Annotated in this window: 15 protein-coding genes and 1 tRNA gene; 12 read left to right on the top strand and 4 right to left on the bottom strand. The window is 65.8% G+C overall.

Annotated elements, in window-relative coordinates; translation table 11 throughout:
- Positions 1-164: 164 nt before the first annotated feature.
- The gene (locus ABD022_RS10320; protein WP_343821783.1) at positions 165-1,310 is read right to left on the bottom strand and encodes a trypsin-like peptidase domain-containing protein; all 1,146 of its coding nucleotides are present in this window, start codon (positions 1,308-1,310) and stop codon (positions 165-167) included.
- Between the two features lie 78 nt (positions 1,311-1,388).
- On the opposite strand from ABD022_RS10320, the gene ABD022_RS10325 reads away from it, so the two are divergent.
- Entirely contained in the window at positions 1,389-2,165 is a 777-nt protein-coding gene (locus tag ABD022_RS10325; RefSeq protein WP_425545232.1) for a Nif3-like dinuclear metal center hexameric protein, read from the top strand.
- A gap of 8 nt (positions 2,166-2,173) precedes the next feature.
- Here the strand turns inward: ABD022_RS10325 and mscL are convergent, their stop codons facing one another.
- A complete protein-coding gene (mscL, locus tag ABD022_RS10330; protein WP_325123825.1) occupies positions 2,174-2,638 on the bottom strand; it encodes a large conductance mechanosensitive channel protein MscL in 465 nt (154 codons plus the stop codon).
- Between the two features lie 151 nt (positions 2,639-2,789).
- Here mscL and petA point away from each other — a divergent pair, with 151 nt between their 5' ends.
- The 9 genes from petA (at position 2,790) to ABD022_RS10375 (ending at position 12,538) form a co-directional block, all read left to right on the top strand.
- Positions 2,790-3,434, top strand: coding sequence for a ubiquinol-cytochrome c reductase iron-sulfur subunit (petA, locus tag ABD022_RS10335; protein ID WP_325123826.1), 645 nt, complete (start codon positions 2,790-2,792; stop codon positions 3,432-3,434).
- Positions 3,435-3,481: 47 nt separating this feature from the next.
- Entirely contained in the window at positions 3,482-4,867 is a 1,386-nt protein-coding gene (locus tag ABD022_RS10340) for a cytochrome b (RefSeq protein WP_325123827.1), read from the top strand.
- Positions 4,868-4,898: 31 nt separating this feature from the next.
- Positions 4,899-5,747, top strand: coding sequence for a cytochrome c1 (locus ABD022_RS10345; protein ID WP_325123828.1), 849 nt, complete (start codon positions 4,899-4,901; stop codon positions 5,745-5,747).
- A gap of 134 nt (positions 5,748-5,881) precedes the next feature.
- Complete coding sequence (locus tag ABD022_RS10350) at positions 5,882-6,490, top strand: glutathione S-transferase N-terminal domain-containing protein (protein WP_325123829.1); 609 nt, start codon at positions 5,882-5,884, stop codon at positions 6,488-6,490.
- A gap of 3 nt (positions 6,491-6,493) precedes the next feature.
- On the top strand, positions 6,494-6,928 hold the full coding sequence (locus tag ABD022_RS10355; RefSeq protein WP_325123830.1) for a ClpXP protease specificity-enhancing factor: 435 nt from the start codon (positions 6,494-6,496) through the stop codon (positions 6,926-6,928).
- A gap of 31 nt (positions 6,929-6,959) precedes the next feature.
- Positions 6,960-7,035, top strand: a tRNA-Thr gene (locus tag ABD022_RS10360).
- Positions 7,036-7,218: 183 nt separating this feature from the next.
- Entirely contained in the window at positions 7,219-8,193 is a 975-nt protein-coding gene (locus ABD022_RS10365) for a TAXI family TRAP transporter solute-binding subunit (protein ID WP_325123831.1), read from the top strand.
- 69 nt (positions 8,194-8,262) lie between these two features.
- Entirely contained in the window at positions 8,263-10,848 is a 2,586-nt protein-coding gene (locus tag ABD022_RS10370; RefSeq protein WP_343821244.1) for a TRAP transporter permease, read from the top strand.
- A gap of 199 nt (positions 10,849-11,047) precedes the next feature.
- Positions 11,048-12,538, top strand: a complete 1,491-nt coding sequence (locus ABD022_RS10375) for a GGDEF domain-containing protein (RefSeq protein ID WP_343821246.1) — start codon at positions 11,048-11,050, stop codon at positions 12,536-12,538.
- Positions 12,539-12,561: 23 nt separating this feature from the next.
- On the opposite strand, the gene hemB is transcribed toward ABD022_RS10375, so the two are convergent.
- Positions 12,562-13,578, bottom strand: a complete 1,017-nt coding sequence (gene hemB, locus ABD022_RS10380; RefSeq protein WP_343821247.1) for a porphobilinogen synthase — start codon at positions 13,576-13,578, stop codon at positions 12,562-12,564.
- 64 nt (positions 13,579-13,642) lie between these two features.
- Positions 13,643-14,266 (bottom strand): ribosome biogenesis GTP-binding protein YihA/YsxC, encoded by a 624-nt coding sequence (yihA, locus tag ABD022_RS10385; protein ID WP_325123835.1) that lies wholly within the window; start codon positions 14,264-14,266, stop codon positions 13,643-13,645.
- A gap of 153 nt (positions 14,267-14,419) precedes the next feature.
- Between yihA and ABD022_RS10390 the strand changes: the two genes are divergently transcribed.
- A complete protein-coding gene (locus ABD022_RS10390; protein ID WP_325123836.1) occupies positions 14,420-15,109 on the top strand; it encodes a c-type cytochrome in 690 nt (229 codons plus the stop codon).
- Between the two features lie 228 nt (positions 15,110-15,337).
- Positions 15,338-17,329, top strand: a complete 1,992-nt coding sequence (locus ABD022_RS10395) for a cytochrome c biogenesis protein ResB (RefSeq protein ID WP_325123885.1) — start codon at positions 15,338-15,340, stop codon at positions 17,327-17,329.
- Positions 17,330-17,347: the final 18 nt, after the last annotated feature.

Raw genomic sequence — 17,347 nt, forward strand, 5'->3', positions numbered from 1 at the left:
TCTGCAGGTCTTTCCGGGACCGGGTGCGTCGCCAGGAGAATGGATGCGCGCGTTCTCATGGTGTTCCCCTTGTGGAACGGTTATATCCACAATGAAAACATGGACATTGTTTTCCCGTATTGATGGAGGTCAACAATCGCCCGTGCCCGCCCGCATGTCCGCGTTCAACGTCTCGGCATGCGGGCGGGGGGGCGGATGCCCACGCGGACGTCCAGTTTCAGGGTCCGGCCCTGGCGCAGCAATGCCAGCCGGGCCGTCGAGTCCGCCGGCAGGGGGGCCAGCCGGTTGACCAGGTCGTAGGCATCTTCCACGGGCTGGCCGTTCAGCGAGCGGATGACGTCGCCCACCCGCACCCCGGCGCGCGCTGCCGGACCGCCCGGCAGGATCCGGGCGACGATGGCGCCGCGCGTGTCTTTCAGGCCAAAGGCCTGTGCCAGATCGGGGGTGATGTCCTGCGGCTCCAGGCCCAGCCAGCCGCGCCGCACCCTGCCGTGTTCCAGGATTTCATCCAGGATGTGGTGGGCCGCGGCCGCCGGGATGGCGAAGCCGATGCCCAGCGACCCCCCCGTTTCGGAATAGATGGCCGTGTTGATGCCGACCAGTTCGCCCCGGGTGTCGATCAGCGCGCCGCCGGAATTGCCGGGGTTGATGGCGGCGTCGGTCTGGATGAAATCCTCGTAGGTGTTCAGCCCGAGGCGATTGCGCCCCACGGCGGAGACGATGCCCAGGGTCGTGGTCTGGCCGACGCCGAAGGGGTTGCCGATGGCCAGCACCACGTCGCCCACGCGCACCGATGGGTCGGGGTCGAAGGCGATCGCCGGCAGGTCGGGCAGGCCGATCTTGAGGACGGCGAGGTCGCTTTCGGGGTCGGCGCCGATCAATTTCGCCGCCGCCTGGCGCCCGTCGTGCAGACGCACTTCGATCGCGTCGGCGGCCTCGATCACGTGGTAGTTGGTCAGGATCGCGCCGTCGGCCCGCACGATCACGCCCGAGCCCAGGCTGGTCGTCGCCTCGCGCCGGGTGAATCCGGGCAGGCCGCGCAGGAATTGCTCCAGCCTGGGGTCCGCCGGCAACGGCACCAGCGGCACGTCGACGTGCTTGGTGGTGTAGATGTTGACCACGGATGGCGCGGCCCGCGCCACGGCTGCCGCGTAGCTGGACGGCGCGCCCGCGGCTGCCGGTGCCATGGGCACGGCCTTGTGTTCAGACGCGCCGCCCGGCAGCCATTGGGGCCGCAGGGTCGCGACCAGGAACAGGATGCCCAGACAGACCGTCACCGTCTGGGCGAAAATCAGCCACAATCGCCGCATCAACATGGAATCGCTCGACTCGTCTCGGGCTTGCCGTCCGTGGGACGGCGGAAAGACATGCTAAAGGACATCAACATGATCGCCAAAATATCACGTCAGGAACTGGCGGACTGGCTGAACGACGCGTTGCAGCCCGAACGCTTCCGTGATTATTGCCCGAACGGCCTGCAGGTTCAGGGCCGCGACGAAATCCGCCACATCGTCACCGGTGTCACGGCATCGCTGGCCCTGATCGAGGCTGCCGCCGCCCGGGGCGCCGATGCCGTCCTGGTGCACCACGGCTGGTTCTGGAAGAACGAAGACCCCTGCATCCGCGGCACCAAGCATCGCCGGCTGGCGGCCCTGATGGCGCGGGACATCAACTTGTATGCCTACCACCTGCCGCTGGACGCCCACCCCGAATGGGGCAACAACGCCCAGCTGGCGCGCGTCATGGACTGGATTCCGGAAACCGACCCCGACGGCGCCCCGCGGCGCTGCGGACCCGACGGACTGGTCTGGCTGGGCGCGCCCGCCCGGGACCTGACCGTGGGCGCGCTGGCGGCCGATATCGCCCGCCGGCTGCGGCGTGAGCCGCTGGTGATCGGCGATCCCGACCGTCCGGTGCGGCGGCTGGCCTGGTGCACCGGCGCCGCCCAGGGAATGATGGACGCCGCCCTGGCCGCCGGGGCCGATTGCTACGTCAGCGGAGAGATCTCGGAACCCACCGTGCACCTGGCGCGCGAAACGGGCGCGGCCTATATCGCCGCGGGCCATCATGCGACGGAGCGCTACGGGATCCAGGCCCTGGGCGCAGCCATCGAGGCCCGCTTCGGCGTGCCCTGCGAGTTCGTCGACATCGACAACCCGGTGTAGGGCGCGGCCTACTTCCCCGGGTTGCCGGCCTGCAGGGCGTCGCGGATCTCGCGCAGCAGCTGGATGTCTTCGGGAGGCGCGGCGGGAGCGGGAGCCGGCTCGGCCTCGAAGCGGCGCCGGGCGTTGTTCACCAGCTTCACCATCACGAAGACCACCAGGGCGAGCAGCAGGAAATTGACGAAGATGGTCAGGAAATGGCCCCAGGCGAACACGACCGCGCCCGCCTTGGTGAGCTCGGCCATCGTCATGGCGCCGGCATAGCCTTCGGGCAGGCGCAGCACCAGGAACAGGTTGTCGAAGTTGACGTTGCCGCCGACGATGAAGTTGATCAGCGGCATGAAGAGGTCGTTGACGACCGAATCGATGATCTTGCCGAAGGCACCGCCGATGATGACCCCGATCGCCAGGTCCATCATGTTGCCCTTGATGGCAAATTCTTGGAATTCTTTGATGAAACCCCGGGCTGTGCTCATTTCGGTCTTCCTCCATCCATTTACCCCACTGGGCGTAACGCTATAATACGCGGTTGAAGAACCTTGTGGGGCGACCTTTTCCAGCCTCCACGCACAGGCAGATCATATTCAAAAAACGCTCCGCCCCCGGGCGGCAACCAGGGATAACAGAATGAGTCAGCATCCGACACAGTCCGACGAGCAGGGCGCAGTCGACCCGAACCTGCCACCCGATCCTTCGCGCCGCTTCTGGGTTGCATCGGCCTGTACGCTTGGCGGAGTCGCGGGCGTCGCCACGGCCGTTCCCTTCGTGGGCTCGTTCGCCCCCTCCGAAAAGGCCAAGGCCGCCGGTGCGCCGGTCGAGGCCGACATCTCCGGCCTTGCCGAAGGCCAGATGATGACCGTCGAATGGCGCGGCAAGCCGGTCTGGATCGTGCGCCGCACGAAGGCCGAGGTCGATGCGCTGTCCAAGCACGACGCCGAACTCGCCGATCCCAATTCCGACCGTCCCGGCTTCACGCCGGAATGGGCAAAGAACGAATACCGCTCGCGCAAGCCGGAATACTTCGTCTGCATCGGCATCTGCACCCACCTGGGCTGCTCGCCGACCGCCCACTTCCAGACCGGTGCCCAGCCCGGCCTGCCCAGCGACTGGCCCGGTGGCTGGCTCTGCCCCTGCCACGGCTCCACGTTCGACCTGGCCGGCCGGGTGTTCGCCAACAAGCCCGCCCCAGACAATCTCGAAATTCCGCCCTACGTCTTCTCCGCCGACGGCACCCGCATCACGATCGGTGTCGACGAAGACAACAAGGCCTGATGGACGCTTCCGTCCATCTTTTGCGATATTGAATCTAGGAGCCTTTCATGGCCGATAAAAACGTCGAGACGACCGGGTTGCTGGGCTGGGTGGACCACCGCTTCCCGCTGACCAAAATGTTCAAGGAGCACATGTCCGAGTACTATGCTCCGAAGAACTTCAACTTCTGGTATTTCTTCGGCTCGCTGGCGCTGCTGGTGCTGGTGATCCAGGTCGTCACCGGGATCTTCCTGGTGATGAACTACAAGCCCGATGCGCGCTTTGCCTTCGAATCCGTCGAATACATCATGCGCGAAGTGCCTGGCGGCTGGTTCATCCGCTACATGCACTCGACCGGCGCTTCGATGTTCTTCGTCGTGGTCTACCTGCACATGCTGCGCGGCCTGTTCTACGGCTCCTACCGCAAGCCGCGCGAACTGGTCTGGATCTTCGGCGTCGGCATCTTCCTGTGCCTGATGGGCGAGGCCTTCTTCGGCTACCTGCTGCCCTGGGGCCAGATGTCCTACTGGGGCGCCCAGGTGATCGTCAACCTGTTCTCGGCCATCCCCTTCATCGGTCCCGAGCTGTCCCTGTGGATCCGTGGCGACTACGTCGTGTCCGATGCCACGTTGAACCGCTTCTTCGCCTTCCACGTGATCGCCATCCCCCTGGTGCTGATCGGCCTGGTCGTGGCGCACATCATCGCCCTGCACGAAGTGGGTTCCAACAACCCCGACGGCGTCGAGATCAAGCAAGGCCCGAAGGACAAATACGGCCGCCCCGTGGACGGCATCCCGTTCCATCCCTACTACTCGGTGCACGACGTGGTCGGCGTGGCCGGCTTCCTGATCGTGTTCGCCGCGATCATCTTCTTCGGCCCCGAAATGGGCGGCTACTTCCTGGAATACAACAACTTCCTCCCGGCCGATCCGCTGAAGACCCCGCCGCACATCGCCCCGGTCTGGTATTTCACGCCGTTCTACACCATGCTGCGCGCCACCACCAGCGACTTCACCTGGGTCATGGCCGCCGGCGCCCTGCTGGCCGCCGTGCTGCTGTTCGCCAAGGGCCGGCTCTCGGGCATCTGGCGCCTGGCCGTGCCCGGCATCCTGGTCCTGGTCGCCATCCTCATGAAAGTCCTGGACGCCAAGTTCTGGGGCGTGGTGTCCATGGGCGGCGCCGTCGTCATCCTGTTCTTCCTGCCGTGGCTCGACCATTCGCCGGTCAAGTCCATCCGCTACCGTCCCAACTGGCACAAGGTCCTGTACGCGATCTTCATCATCGACTTCCTGATCCTGGGCTGGCTGGGCACGCAGCCGGTCTCGCCGGCCTACACCGTTCTCGGGCAGATCGGCACGGTCATCTACCTGGCGTTCTTCCTGGCGATGCCCGTCTGGAGCCGCCTGGGCACCTTCAAGCCGGTTCCCGAACGCGTCACCTTCCGGGCCCACTGAAGGCCGAACCACTGACTGTCACGGAAAGATCATGCTGAAAAAACTGCTCGGTGCCCTGGCCCTGTCCCTGACCTGCACGCTGGCCCTCGCTGCCGAAGGCGGCGCGCACCTGGACCGCGCCCCCGATCGCATCACCGACCTTGCGGCCCTGCAAAACGGCGCCAAACTGTTCGTCAACTACTGTCTGAACTGCCACAGCGCCAATTCCATGCGCTACAACAAGCTCACGGACCTGGGCCTGTCGGAAGACGAGATCAAGAAGAACCTGCTCTTCACCCGCGAGAAGATCGGCGACCTGATGACGATCTCCATGACCCCCGAGGACGCGAAGAAGTGGTTCGGCGCCGCGCCCCCGGACCTGTCCGTGATCGCCCGCGCCAAGAGCACCAACTTCGGTCCGTCCGGCGTGGACTACATCTACACGTACCTGCGCACCTTCTACCGCGATTCTTCCAAGAAGACCGGCTGGAACAACGTCGTCTTCCCCAGCGTGGGCATGCCCAACGTGCTCTGGCAACTCGAAGGCCCGCGCAGCTTCACGGACATCGACGTCCACCAGGTGGCCGACGCCCAGGGCAACGAGCACTGGGAACGCACCACCACGGTCTATGACGCCGATGGCTTCCAGACCATCAAATCCGAGCCCCTGAAGGACTACACCGGCGAAGCCACCCGCGTGACGCGCTTCGAGTCCGCCGATGCCAAGACCTTCAGCAAGTTCGAAAGCGATGTCGCCGACCTCAGCAACTTCCTGGGCTGGATGGCGGAACCCGGCCAGCTGGAGCGCAAGCAGATCGGCGTCTGGGTCATGCTGTTCCTGTTCCTCTTCCTGTTTGTCGCCATCCGCATGAATGCGGCATACTGGAAGCACGTCCGCTAAGTTCGGGCGCGCCCCCGGGGGCGCATGACCCTCCGGCCGCGCGGGCCGGAATGCCAGCCAGGCGTTGCCACGCCTGGCTTGCGTTTTCAGGACCGCGCGCGTTCTTCGTCTTTTTTTGCATTGGAACCCACGACATGATGGTGCTCTATTCCGGGACGACCTGCCCCTTTTCGCAACGCTGCCGCTTCGTGCTGTTCGAAAAGGGCATGGATTTCGAGATCCGCGACATCGACCTGTACAACAAGCCGGAAGACATTGCGGTGATGAATCCCTACGGCCAGGTGCCCATCCTGGTCGAACGCGACCTGGTCCTGTACGAGTCGAACATCATCAACGAATACATCGACGAGCGCTTCCCGCATCCGCAGCTGATGCCGGCCGATCCGATCATGCGGGCGCGCACCCGGCTGTTCCTCTACAACTTCGAGAAGGAACTGTTCGTCCACGTGTCCACGCTCGAAAACCGCGGCATCACCGACGAAAAGGTCCGCGAAGCGGCCCGCGCCAACATCCGCGACCGCCTGGCCCAGCTTGCGCCGCTGCTGGTGAAGAACAAATACATGCTGGGCGAGGAATTCTCCATGCTGGACGTCGCCGTGGCGCCCCTGCTGTGGCGCCTGGGCCATTACGGCATCGAGCTGCCCAAGAGCGCCGCACCGATCCAGAAGTACGCCGAGCGCCTGTTCTCGCGCCCCGCCTACATCGAGGCTCTCACCCCGTCCGAAAAGGTCATGCGTCGCTGAAACATGCAGGAATCCTCGACCAAACCATACCTGATCCGCGCGTTGCACGAATGGTGCACCGACAACGGCTACACCCCCTACCTGGTGGTCACCGTCGACGAGAACACCGTGGTGCCCCGCGCCCATGTCCATGATGGCCAGATCACGCTGAACATCAGCCACCTGGCCACCAACCGCCTGACGCTGGGCAACGAGTACATCGAGTTCGAATCCCGCTTCAACGGCGTGGTCGAGCATCTGTTCATCCCGGTGGGCGCAGTTTCGGCGGTGTATGCCCGCGAGACCGGCGCCGGCATGGGCTTCGAAGTCGTGGCTTCGCGCCCCTACCCGGGTGGCGACGATCCGGAAGGGCCGCCGACTTCAGGGCCGGATACCCCGACGCCACCGGGCGATGGTCCGGACGCTCCCAAGCCGTCCCACCTGAAAATCGTCAAGTAGGCACGCCCGTCCTGTAGAATGACGGGCCTTGGCCGGCTTAGCTCAGTTGGTAGAGCAGCTCACTTGTAATGAGAAGGTCGGGGGTTCGATTCCTCTAGCCGGCACCACGATGATTCACACATAAACGCCGCCTGTTTTCCAGGCGGCGTTTATGTTTTTGTGCGCGGGGCTGCACCGCTTTCCCAGGGCGGATATCTGGAAATCCCGTATGGACGCGGATTGAACGTTGCTTAAACTTGATGTGCTCGCAACAAACGTTTCAATCCATCCATCCATGTGGGAGAGATGACATGATCAAACTGAACGTCCTGGCGGCAGCCGCCCTGTCCGCCGGCCTCGCCCTTGGTTCCCCGCCCGCATCATCGGCCCAGACCCAGTTCATCACGATCGGCACCGGCGGCGTGACCGGGGTCTATTACGCCGTCGGCGGGGCCGTTTGCCGCCTGATGAACAAGGACCGTGCCCAGACCGGCATTCGCTGCTCGGTGGAAAGCACGGGAGGATCCGTCTACAACGTCAATACCATCCGGGCCGGCGAACTGGACATTGGCGTGGTGCAGTCCGATGTCCAGTACAACGCTACCCGGGGCGAAAACCAGTTCAAGGACAAGGGCGCGATGGCGGGGCTGCGCGCAATCTTCTCCATCCACCCCGAGCCTCTCATGGTGGCTGCCCGCAAGGAATCGGGGGTCAAGCAATTCCAGGATTTCAAGGGCAAGCGTTTCAACATCGGCAATCCGGGATCGGGCCAGCGCGCCACGGTCGAACAGCTGCTGCCGGCGCTGGGCATGCAGAAGTCGGACTTTGCCCTGGCTTCCGAACTGAAGGCGGATGAACACGGCGCGGCTTTGTGCGACAACAAGATCGACGGTTTTGCCTATGTCGTGGGCAACCCGTCGGCCAACCTGCAGGATGTCACCACCACCTGCGCCGCGCAGCTGGTCAATGTCACGGGGCCGGCCATCGACAAGCTGGTTGCCGAGCATCCCTACTATGCCAGCGCGACCATCCCCGGCGGTACCTATGCCAACAATCCGGATGACGTCACGACCTATGGCGTAGTGGCCACGCTGGTGACATCGGACAAGGCCTCGCCCGATGTCGTCTATCAGTTGGTCAAGGCTGTCTTCGATCATTTCGACGAATTCAGGAAGCTGCATCCGGCGTTCGCCAATCTCGACCCCGCGCACATGATCAAGGACGGCCTGACCGCTCCTCTGCATGAAGGCGCCATCAGGTACTACAAGGAAAAGGGCTGGATGTAAGCCCGTATCGTATGTAGCCCCGGTGGCGGGATGCATGTGCATCCCGCCACCCGCCCCAGGAGAAGACGCGTGGTAGAAAACGAGCACGACACGGCCCCTGCGCACCTTTCCAGAGAACAACTCCAGCAGATGGTGGCCGAGGCCGATACCGGAGGACGCACGCCGCACGGCGCCGTCGGCCGTGGCATCGCGGCGGTTGCGCTGGCCTGGTCCCTGTTCCAGCTCTGGATCGCATCCCCCCTGCCGTTCCTGTTCGGCATCGGGATCCTGAACACCACCGAGGCGCGCTCCGTCCACCTGGCGTTTGCGGTTTTCCTGGGTTTCCTGTTGTTCCCGGCCTTCAAGCGCTCGTCGCGCCTGTACATTCCCGTTGCGGACTGGGTACTGGCGGCCGTGGGTGCCGCCTGCGCCGGCTATCTGTACGTGTTCTACGACGCCCTGTCCAGCCGGCCGGGGTTGCCGACCCACCAGGATCTGGCGGTGGCTGTCATCGGCCTGATCACCCTGCTGGAGGCCACGCGCCGCGCCCTGGGACTGCCCCTGGTGATCATGGCGGTGGTATTCATCGGCTACATTTTCCTCGGGCCGTACATGCCCGAGATGATTGCCCATCAGGCGATATCGCTGAACAAGGGCATGTCCCATCTCTGGTTGAGCACCGAAGGCGTCTACGGCGTGGCCCTGGGTGTTTCCACCAGCTTCATTTTCCTGTTCGTGCTGTTCGGCGCCCTGCTGGAGACCGCCGGGGCAGGCAACTACTTCATCCAGTCAGCCATTTCGCTGCTGGGCAGCCTGCGGGGCGGTCCGGCCAAGGCCGCCGTGCTGGCCTCGGCGGCCACCGGCGTCATTTCAGGCTCCTCGATCGCCAATGTGGTGACCACCGGCACCTTCACCATTCCGCTGATGAAGCGGGTCGGCTACCGGCCGGACAAGGCCGGCGCGGTCGAGTCGGCCGCTTCCGTGGATGGGCAGATCATGCCGCCCGTCATGGGGGCTGCCGCCTTCCTCATGGTGGAATACGTCGGCATCCCGTACGCCGAAGTCGTCAGGCACGCCATCCTGCCCGCCCTCATCTCCTACATTGCACTGTTCTATATCGTGCATCTCGAGGCGGTCAAGGCCGGCATCCATGGGATTCCGCGTGCGCATGCCACGTCCTGGGGGCGGCGCCTGGCTTCCATGGGCATGACGGTCAGCGGCCTGATCATCCTGGCCGCCATCGTGTATTACGGGTTCGGCTGGATCAAGACCATCGCCGGCGATGCTTCCTTCCTGATCGCCGGCCTGTTGCTGGGGCTTTCCTATGTCGGCCTGCTGAAATTCAGCACACGCTATCCCGAGCTGCGGATGGACGATCCGGATCAACCGCTGGAGACGCTGCCGGACGTCGGTCCGACCTTGAAATCCGGCCTGTATTTCCTGCTGCCGGTGGTGGCCCTGATCTGGAACCTGATGGTCGAGCAGCTCTCGCCCGCCACGTCGGCCTTCTGGGCCACGGTATTCCTGATCTTCATCCTCGTCACGCAGCGTCCCCTGCTTGCCTGGTTCAGGGGCAGCCGGGATCTGGCTGCCCCCTGGCGTCAGGGGGGCCGCGACTTGTTCACCGGATTGATCACCGGGGCGCGCAACATGATTGCCATCGGGCTCGCGACCGCGGCGGCCGGCATCATCGTCGGCACGGTCACGCTGACCGGGGTGGGGCTGGTCATGACCGAATTCGTCGAACTGGTTTCGGGAGGCAACCTGTTCATCATGCTGGTCATGGTCGCGGTCATCTGCCTGATCCTGGGCATGGGCCTGCCGACCACGGCCAACTACATCGTGGTGTCCACCCTGATGGCGCCCGTGGTGGTGGAGCTGGGGGCGCAAAACGGACTGCTGGTGCCCCTGATCGCCGTCCACTTGTTCGTGTTCTATTTCGGCCTGATGGCCGATGTCACGCCACCCGTGGGGCTGGCTTCGTACGCTGCGGCCGGCATCGCCCGCACCGACCCCATCAAGACGGGCGTGACGGCCTTTGGCTACAGCATCCGGACAGCCATCCTGCCCTTCATGTTCATCTTCAACACGCAGTTGCTGCTGATCGGCATCGGCGGTCCCCTGCAACTGGCCGTCACGGTGGCCTCTGCCGTCGCGGCCAATCTGATCTTCGTGGCGGCCACTCAGGGGTGGTTCCTGGCGCGCAACCGCTGGTATGAAACGCTGGCGCTGCTGCTCATCGCTTTCTCGCTGTTCCGGCCCGGGTTCTGGATGGATCTGCTGTTTCCGCCGTATTCCCTGGAACCCGCCAGCCGCGTTATGGAGGTCGTCGAGGCTGCGCCCCCGAACCATCCGATACGGTTCTGGATCGAGGGCGAGAATCTGGACGGGCGGCGGATTTCCAAAGGTGTCCTGCTGACGCTGGGTGAGCGGGGACCCGCGCCTGCGCGGCTGCAGGCAACGGGGCTGCGCACGCTGGCAAACGGAGACCGGCTGGACATCATCGCCGTGCGCTTCGGCAGCCAGGCCGACAAGATGGGGGTCGACCAGGGATTCGCGATCACCGGCATGGAAGTGCCCACCGACCGCCCGGCGACGGAATGGATGCTGCTGCCGCCGCTGCTGGTGCTGGGATTGCTGATGCTGGTCCAGGCGCGGCGGCGCGAAAAGGACTGAAGGGGAGCGGTGGCGGTCGATCCACTCGGCTGCCTGCGCGCGGGAAACCGGTTTCGCCTTGCCGTGCGTGCAGTTTCGATCACATCTGTGGTATTCGCGGGAATCGAAACCGGCTATCATGCACCGTTGCATTTGAGTCGAAGCTGTCGCGGCGCTGACGAAGAAGGCCGGCGGATGGCATTCGGACAGCGCACGGACAATGAGCCAGACCCTTCCCCTCGGTACGAATTTCTCGCGATCGATCGTGCAGGCGGCATGGATCGCGGCGGCGGCATTCCTGCTGGCGCACGCCAGCCTGCTTGCCCAGCCAGCGCTCGAGCGTGCGGCCCTGTGGCCGGCCAATGCGATCCTCGCAGGGGTGCTGCTGCGCCAGCAGGCGCCGATCCGGCCCCTGTCGTGGCTGCTGGCGGGCGCCGGCCTGGCCCTGGCCCGATGCAGTCTCGACGGTGTCTTGCCCCAGGCCGTGGCCGGCGGCCTGGCAGACCTGGCGGGTGTCTGGACGATCTGGCTCATCCTGGCCCGCTTCTGGCCCCTGGACAATCTGCGCACGCCCCGGGCCGTGGTCCGGATGCTGCTGGCCGGGCTGGCGGCGTCGGCAGTCACGGTTGCCGCCGGCCTGCTGCCGGGCTACTGGAACCCGGCCGCCGCGCCAACGCCCGAAACCGTGGCCAGCAGCCTGCTGGGCCAGTGGCTGGGCTATTGCATCTTCCTGCTGCCCGTCCTGTTGCTGCCCCGGATGGAAATCCCCGGGATCGATCGCCGCCGCAGGGATCACGGCCCATTGCGCCACCTGCGCAACTGGTCCGCGCGGATCCCGGGGGCGCTGCTGGTGTTCAGCCTGGTGCTGTGTTTTCTGCTGGGCGGGCCCGGCGCCCTGCTGCTGCCTTTCGCCGCGTTGGTGTATTGCGCGCATACCTACCAGCAGTGGACCTCGGCCTGGCTGGCACTGCTGGCCGCCGTCGGGGTCGTGCTCGGCCTTGACGCCGGCTGGTCCCTGGGGCCGGGTGAACTGCTGGCATCCCTGTCGGTCTGGACGCGCATCTCGCTGCAGCTGGGCATCCTGCTGCTGATGACCGTGCCGCTGCTCATGTCCAGCGCGCTGGCCGCGCGCGGCGACCTGATCGTGTCCCTGAACCGTGCGCTGGACCACGACGACCTGACCGAGGCCCTGTCCAGGCCGGCATTCACCCGGGGCGCTCAGGAATATCTGCGCCGGATTCCTCCCGCGCCGCACGGCAATGGATTGATGATGCTGGACATCGACCATTTCAAGCGCATCAACGATCGGCACGGCCACGCTGCGGGCGACAACGTGCTGTGCGAATTTTCCCGCACGATCCGGGAAGCCATCCGCCCCGAGGACTTGTTCGGGCGGCTGGGCGGCGAGGAATTCGGCCTTGTCCTGCCCGACTGCTCTCTCGAAGAAACCACCGAGATCGCCGAGCGGCTGAGGGGCTGCGTGGAAAAGATCCGCCTCTACCTGGACAGCGACGAGCCCCTGAGGATCACGGTCAGCATCGGCATCGCGCACGATGGCCAGGGGCTGCCGGCGGGCCTGGACAAACTGCTGTCACATGCGGATCAGGCGCTCTACCAGGCCAAGAGACAAGGCCGCAATCGCTGGTGCGCCCATGGGCTGGAGACGGCCGAGAGCCGGGCGGACGCGCCCCGGGCGCGCCGGCGGGCCTGAACGCAGGCCGCGTCCGGGCGGGGTCAGCCCCGGCTGCGCAGGATCCTGGCTGCGGCGATTGCGAAATACGTCAGGATGCCGTCGCCGCCGGCCCGCTTGAAGGCCAGCAGGGATTCCATCATGACCTTGTCGTGGTCCAGCCAGCCGTTGGCGGCGGCGGCCTTGATCATGGCGTATTCGCCGCTGACCTGGTAGGCATAGGTGGGCATGCCGAAGGCGTCCTTGACTTCCCGCAGGACGTCCAGGTAGGGCAGGCCGGGCTTGACCATCACCATGTCGGCGCCTTCGCGGATGTCGGCGGCCACCTCGCGCAGGGCTTCCAGGCGGTTGGCCGGGTCCATCTGGTAGGTGGCCTTGTCGGATTTCCCCAGGTTGGCGGCCGATCCCACCGCGTCGCGGAAGGGGCCGTAGAAGGCGCTGGCGTACTTGGCCGAATAGGCCATGATGCGGGTGTGGATGCGGTCCTGGGCATCCAGCGCCTGGCGCACCGCGCCGATGCGGCCGTCCATCATGTCGCTGGGTGCGACGATGTCCACGCCCGCCTGGGCGTGGGTCAGCGCCTGGCGCACCAGCATGGCGACCGTGGGTTCGTTCAGCAGCTGGCCGTCCGCGTCGATCAGGCCGTCCTGTCCGTGGCTGGTATAGGGGTCCAGCGCCACGTCGGTCAGCACGCCCAGCTCGGGGAATTTCGACTTCAGCAGCGCCACGGTGCGCGGGATCAGGCCGTCGGGATTGGCGGCTTCCTGGCCGTCCGGGGTCTTCAGGGCCGGATCGATGTGCGGAAACAGGGCCAGCACCGGGATGCCCAGTTCCAGGCATTGCTCGGCCGTGCGCAGCAGCACGTCGGGGGATTGCCGTGCCGCGTCCGGCATCGAGGCGACCGGATCGCTGACGTTGCTGCCCTCGCAGACGAACACCGGGTAGATCAGGTCGTCCGTCGACAGGCGGGTCTCGCGCACCAGGCGGCGCGAGAAATCGTCGCGCCGGTTGCGGCGCAGGCGCAGGGCGGGAAAATCGGCTTGGGGCAGGAAGGCAGTCATGCGGAACTCCGGAAAACACCCGCCGTGCGGGGCGGGGCGGTGACGGATTCGAAGGGGGCGGCGCTCAGGGCACGGCCTGGGGCGAGATCCAGTTTTCGATATGGGCGGCAGCTTCGTCCAGCCCGATGCGGTGGGTCGCGGAGAAAGGCAGCGCAGTCAGCGTGCCGATGTCCGCGAGATCCTTGCGCGCCCGCGCCGCGGCCTGGATGCGCTGGCCGTAGGGCAGCTTGTCCGCCTTGGTCAGCAGCGCCAGGGTGGGCAGGCCGCGCAGGGCGATCCAGCGGGCCAGGCGGCGATCCAGGTCGGTGACGCCGCGGCGGATGTCGATCAGCAGCACCACGCCCGCCAGGCTGGAGCGCTCGTGCAGGTAGCCGCCCAGGACTTCGGCCCATTCGTCGCGCGCCGCGCGGTCGACGGCGGCGTAGCCATAGCCGGGCAGGTCCACCAGGAAGCCGAGCCAGGCGTCCGGATCGAGCGGATCGGGGATGCCGAACAGGTTGATCAGGCGGGTGCGGCCCGGCGTCTTGCTGGAAAAGGCCAGCCGCCGCTGATTGGTCAGAACGTTGATGGCCGACGATTTGCCCGAGTTGGAGCGGCCGACGAAACAGACCTCGGCGGTGGTCGGTGCGGGCAGCTGGTCCAGCCGGGCGGCTGACACCGTGAACCGGGCGCGGTGGAGGAGAGACACGGGGGGCGGGCTCGAAGAGAAGGGCGGGTGAAGCCTATTGTATAATTTCATATTGAATGTTGCGCCGCGCATCGCGTGTCCCGGGCGGATACGGCGTCGGCCCTGTCAGGCGCCGGCCCCCGGCGTCGTGAACGAATCACCACCGAGGATCTCATGAAGCGTGCGCTTTCCAGTGTGTTCATGGCCAGCAGCCTGATTCTCGCCGGCGTCCTGCCCGGCCTTGCCCATGCCGAAGATGCGCAGAAACCCGATGCCAAGGCCGGCGAGCAGCTCTACCTGAATGGCGATATGTCGCGGGGCGTCCTGGCCTGTGTCACCTGCCACGGCGACGGCGGCAACAGCACCATCCCCATGAATCCCAACCTGGCCGCCATGCCGCACGAATACATCGCCAAGCAGTTGCGCGATTTCGTGCCGCAGGGCGACAAGCGCGCGGTGCGCACGGGCGCCGACGGGGCCCCCTCGATCATGTCCACCATCGCGCCCACCCTGACGCCCCAGGACGTCCAGAACGTCGCGCTGTACCTGTCGCACCAGAAGATGGATTGGGACAAGGCCGGCACGGCCACGCACGAAGCCACCATGGAACGCGGCCAGACGATCTGGCGCGCCGGCATCGCCGATCGCAAGGTCCCGGCCTGTGCGGCCTGCCACTCGGCCAACGGCGCCGGCCTGCCGGGCGAATTCCCGCGCCTTGCCGGCCAGCATCCCGAATACCTGCTCGAGCAGCTCAAGCTGTTCCGCTCGGGCGATCGGGCCAACGACATCATGCGCGACATCGCCGACCGCATGAACGACCAGGATCTGGCCGCCGTCGCCGACTACGCTGCCGGCTTGCGCTAGGAAGCCTCGGGCGCACCGGGCGCTGGTCCGGGGATGCCCCGGATTCCCCGGTCGCGCGCGGGGTCTTGGATGAATCCCGGCGCGTATCGGTGTATCGTTAAAACTTAAAATTTCTGGATCAAGGGGGCACGCGCGAGCGCACCCCCTGTTTTTTTGAGTCGAGCCGACGTGGCGTCTTCCACCCATTCCCGCGCCCTGGGCGCCGATGTCATCGAACTGCTGGGTTCGATGCGCTTTGCCATCAGCCTGCTGGTGTTCATCTGCGTGGCCAGCCTGATCGGCACCGTGCTGCCCCAGAATCAGGGGGCCAGCACCTACGTCGACCAGTTCGGGCCGTTCTGGTTCGCGGTCTTCGACCAGTTCTCCATCTGGCACGTCTACAACAGCGCGTGGTTCCTGCTCATCATGGCCTTCCTGGTGGTGTCCACCACGCTGTGCGTGCTGCGCAACACACCGAAGATGCTGCGCGACATGCGTTCGTTCCGGGAATACGTGCGCGGCTCCAGCCTCAAGGCCTTCCATCACCGGGTCGAGCTCGACAGCGGCCTGCCGCCCGACCAGGCCAGCGCCCAGGTCGGCGCGCTGCTGCAGGCCCACGGCTTTCGCTACCGCGTGCGCGAAGACGGCGACAGCCGCATGGTGGCCGCCAAGAAGGGCGCCGCCAACCGGATGGGCTACATCTTCGCGCACGTGGCCATTGTCGTGATCTGCCTGGGCGGGCTGCTGGACAGCGAGCTTCCTGTGCGGCTGCAGACCTGGCTGTTCGACAAGCAGCCGGTGACCGGCAACATGCTGATCTCCGATGTGCCCGAGTCCGGCCGCCTGTCCGCGCGCAATCCCAGTTTCCGGGCCAACATGCTGGTGCCCGATGGCAAGCAGAGCAGCGTCGGCATCGTGGCGGCTGGCCAGGGCGTCCTGCTGCAGCCGCTGCCCTTCACACTGAAGCTCAACAAGTTCCACATCGATTACTACGACACCGGCATGCCCAGCGATTTCCGCAGCGACGTGACGGTGACCGACCTGGCAACCGGCGAGTCGTTCGACCGCACGATCCAGGTGAACGAACCGCTGCATTATCGTGGCGTCACCGTCTACCAGTCCAGCTTCGACGACGGCGGCAGCAAGCTGCAGCTGAAGGCCTGGCCCCTGCGGGGCGCCGCGGCGCAGCCCGTGGACGTTTCCGGCACGGTCGGGCGCGAGGCCAGGCTGCCCGCCAGCCTGGGCGGGCTGACGGTGGATTACACCGGACTGCGTGTGATCAACGTCGAGGACATGGGCAGCGGCCAGGATCCGCAGCCGTCCGATGTGGTCGCGCACGTGGCGGCCGTGACCGGCAGTGCGGCCCGCCCGCGCAACGACAACCTGCGCAACGTCGGCCCCAGCGTGCAATACCGGCTGATCGGTGCCGACGGGCAGGCGCACGAATTCAACCAGTACCTGCTGCCGGTCAGGCTCGACGATGCGCCGGTGTTCCTGCTGGGCGTGCGCGACAACGCCTCGCAGCCGTATCGCTACCTGCGCATCCCGGCGGACAGCCAGGGCACGATGGCAGAATTCATGCGGCTGCGCGCCGCGCTCGACGATGCCGGCCTGCGCGAGCAGGCCGCGCAGCGGTTCGCGGACGGCAACGCGCCCCAGGGCGAACAGCGCGAGCTGATGTTCCAGGCCGCACGCGGGGCGCTGCGTACCTTTGCACGCGACGGTTTCAACGGCATCATCGACGCCGCGCCGCCCGATCAGCGGGAAAAGATCCTGAATTTCGCCGTGCCCATGATCCAGCTCAGCCTGACCGAACTGCGCAACCTGGACCGGGCCAGGCGCGGCGAACCCGCGCCGGATCTCCAGGGGCCTGACGCGGAACGCGAACGCCAGTGGATGCGCATGGCCGTGCTGGCGCTGGCGGCGCTGCCGGATTATCCTGCCACTGTGGCCCTGCAGCTGACCGGCTTCGAGCAGGTCCAGGCAAGCGTCTTCCAGGTGGCCCGCAGCCCCGGCAAGACCATCGTCTATATCGGCTGCCTGTTGCTGGTGCTCGGCGTGTTCTCGATGTTCTACATCCGCGAACGCCGCGTCTGGGTGTGGATCCGGCCGCAGGACAAGGGCAGCGCCTGGCTGGCGGCCATGACCACCCAGCGGCGCACCCTGGATTTCAACCACGAATTCGAGCGGCTGCGAGATGCCTTGCGCCGCCTGTCCGGAGGACACGATCATGACGTCTGATTCCCTTGCTGCGCGCGC

Origin of the sequence: Castellaniella daejeonensis, assembly GCF_039523555.1 — a bacterium.
GTDB classification, from domain to species: Bacteria; Pseudomonadota; Gammaproteobacteria; order Burkholderiales; family Burkholderiaceae_B; genus Castellaniella; species Castellaniella daejeonensis.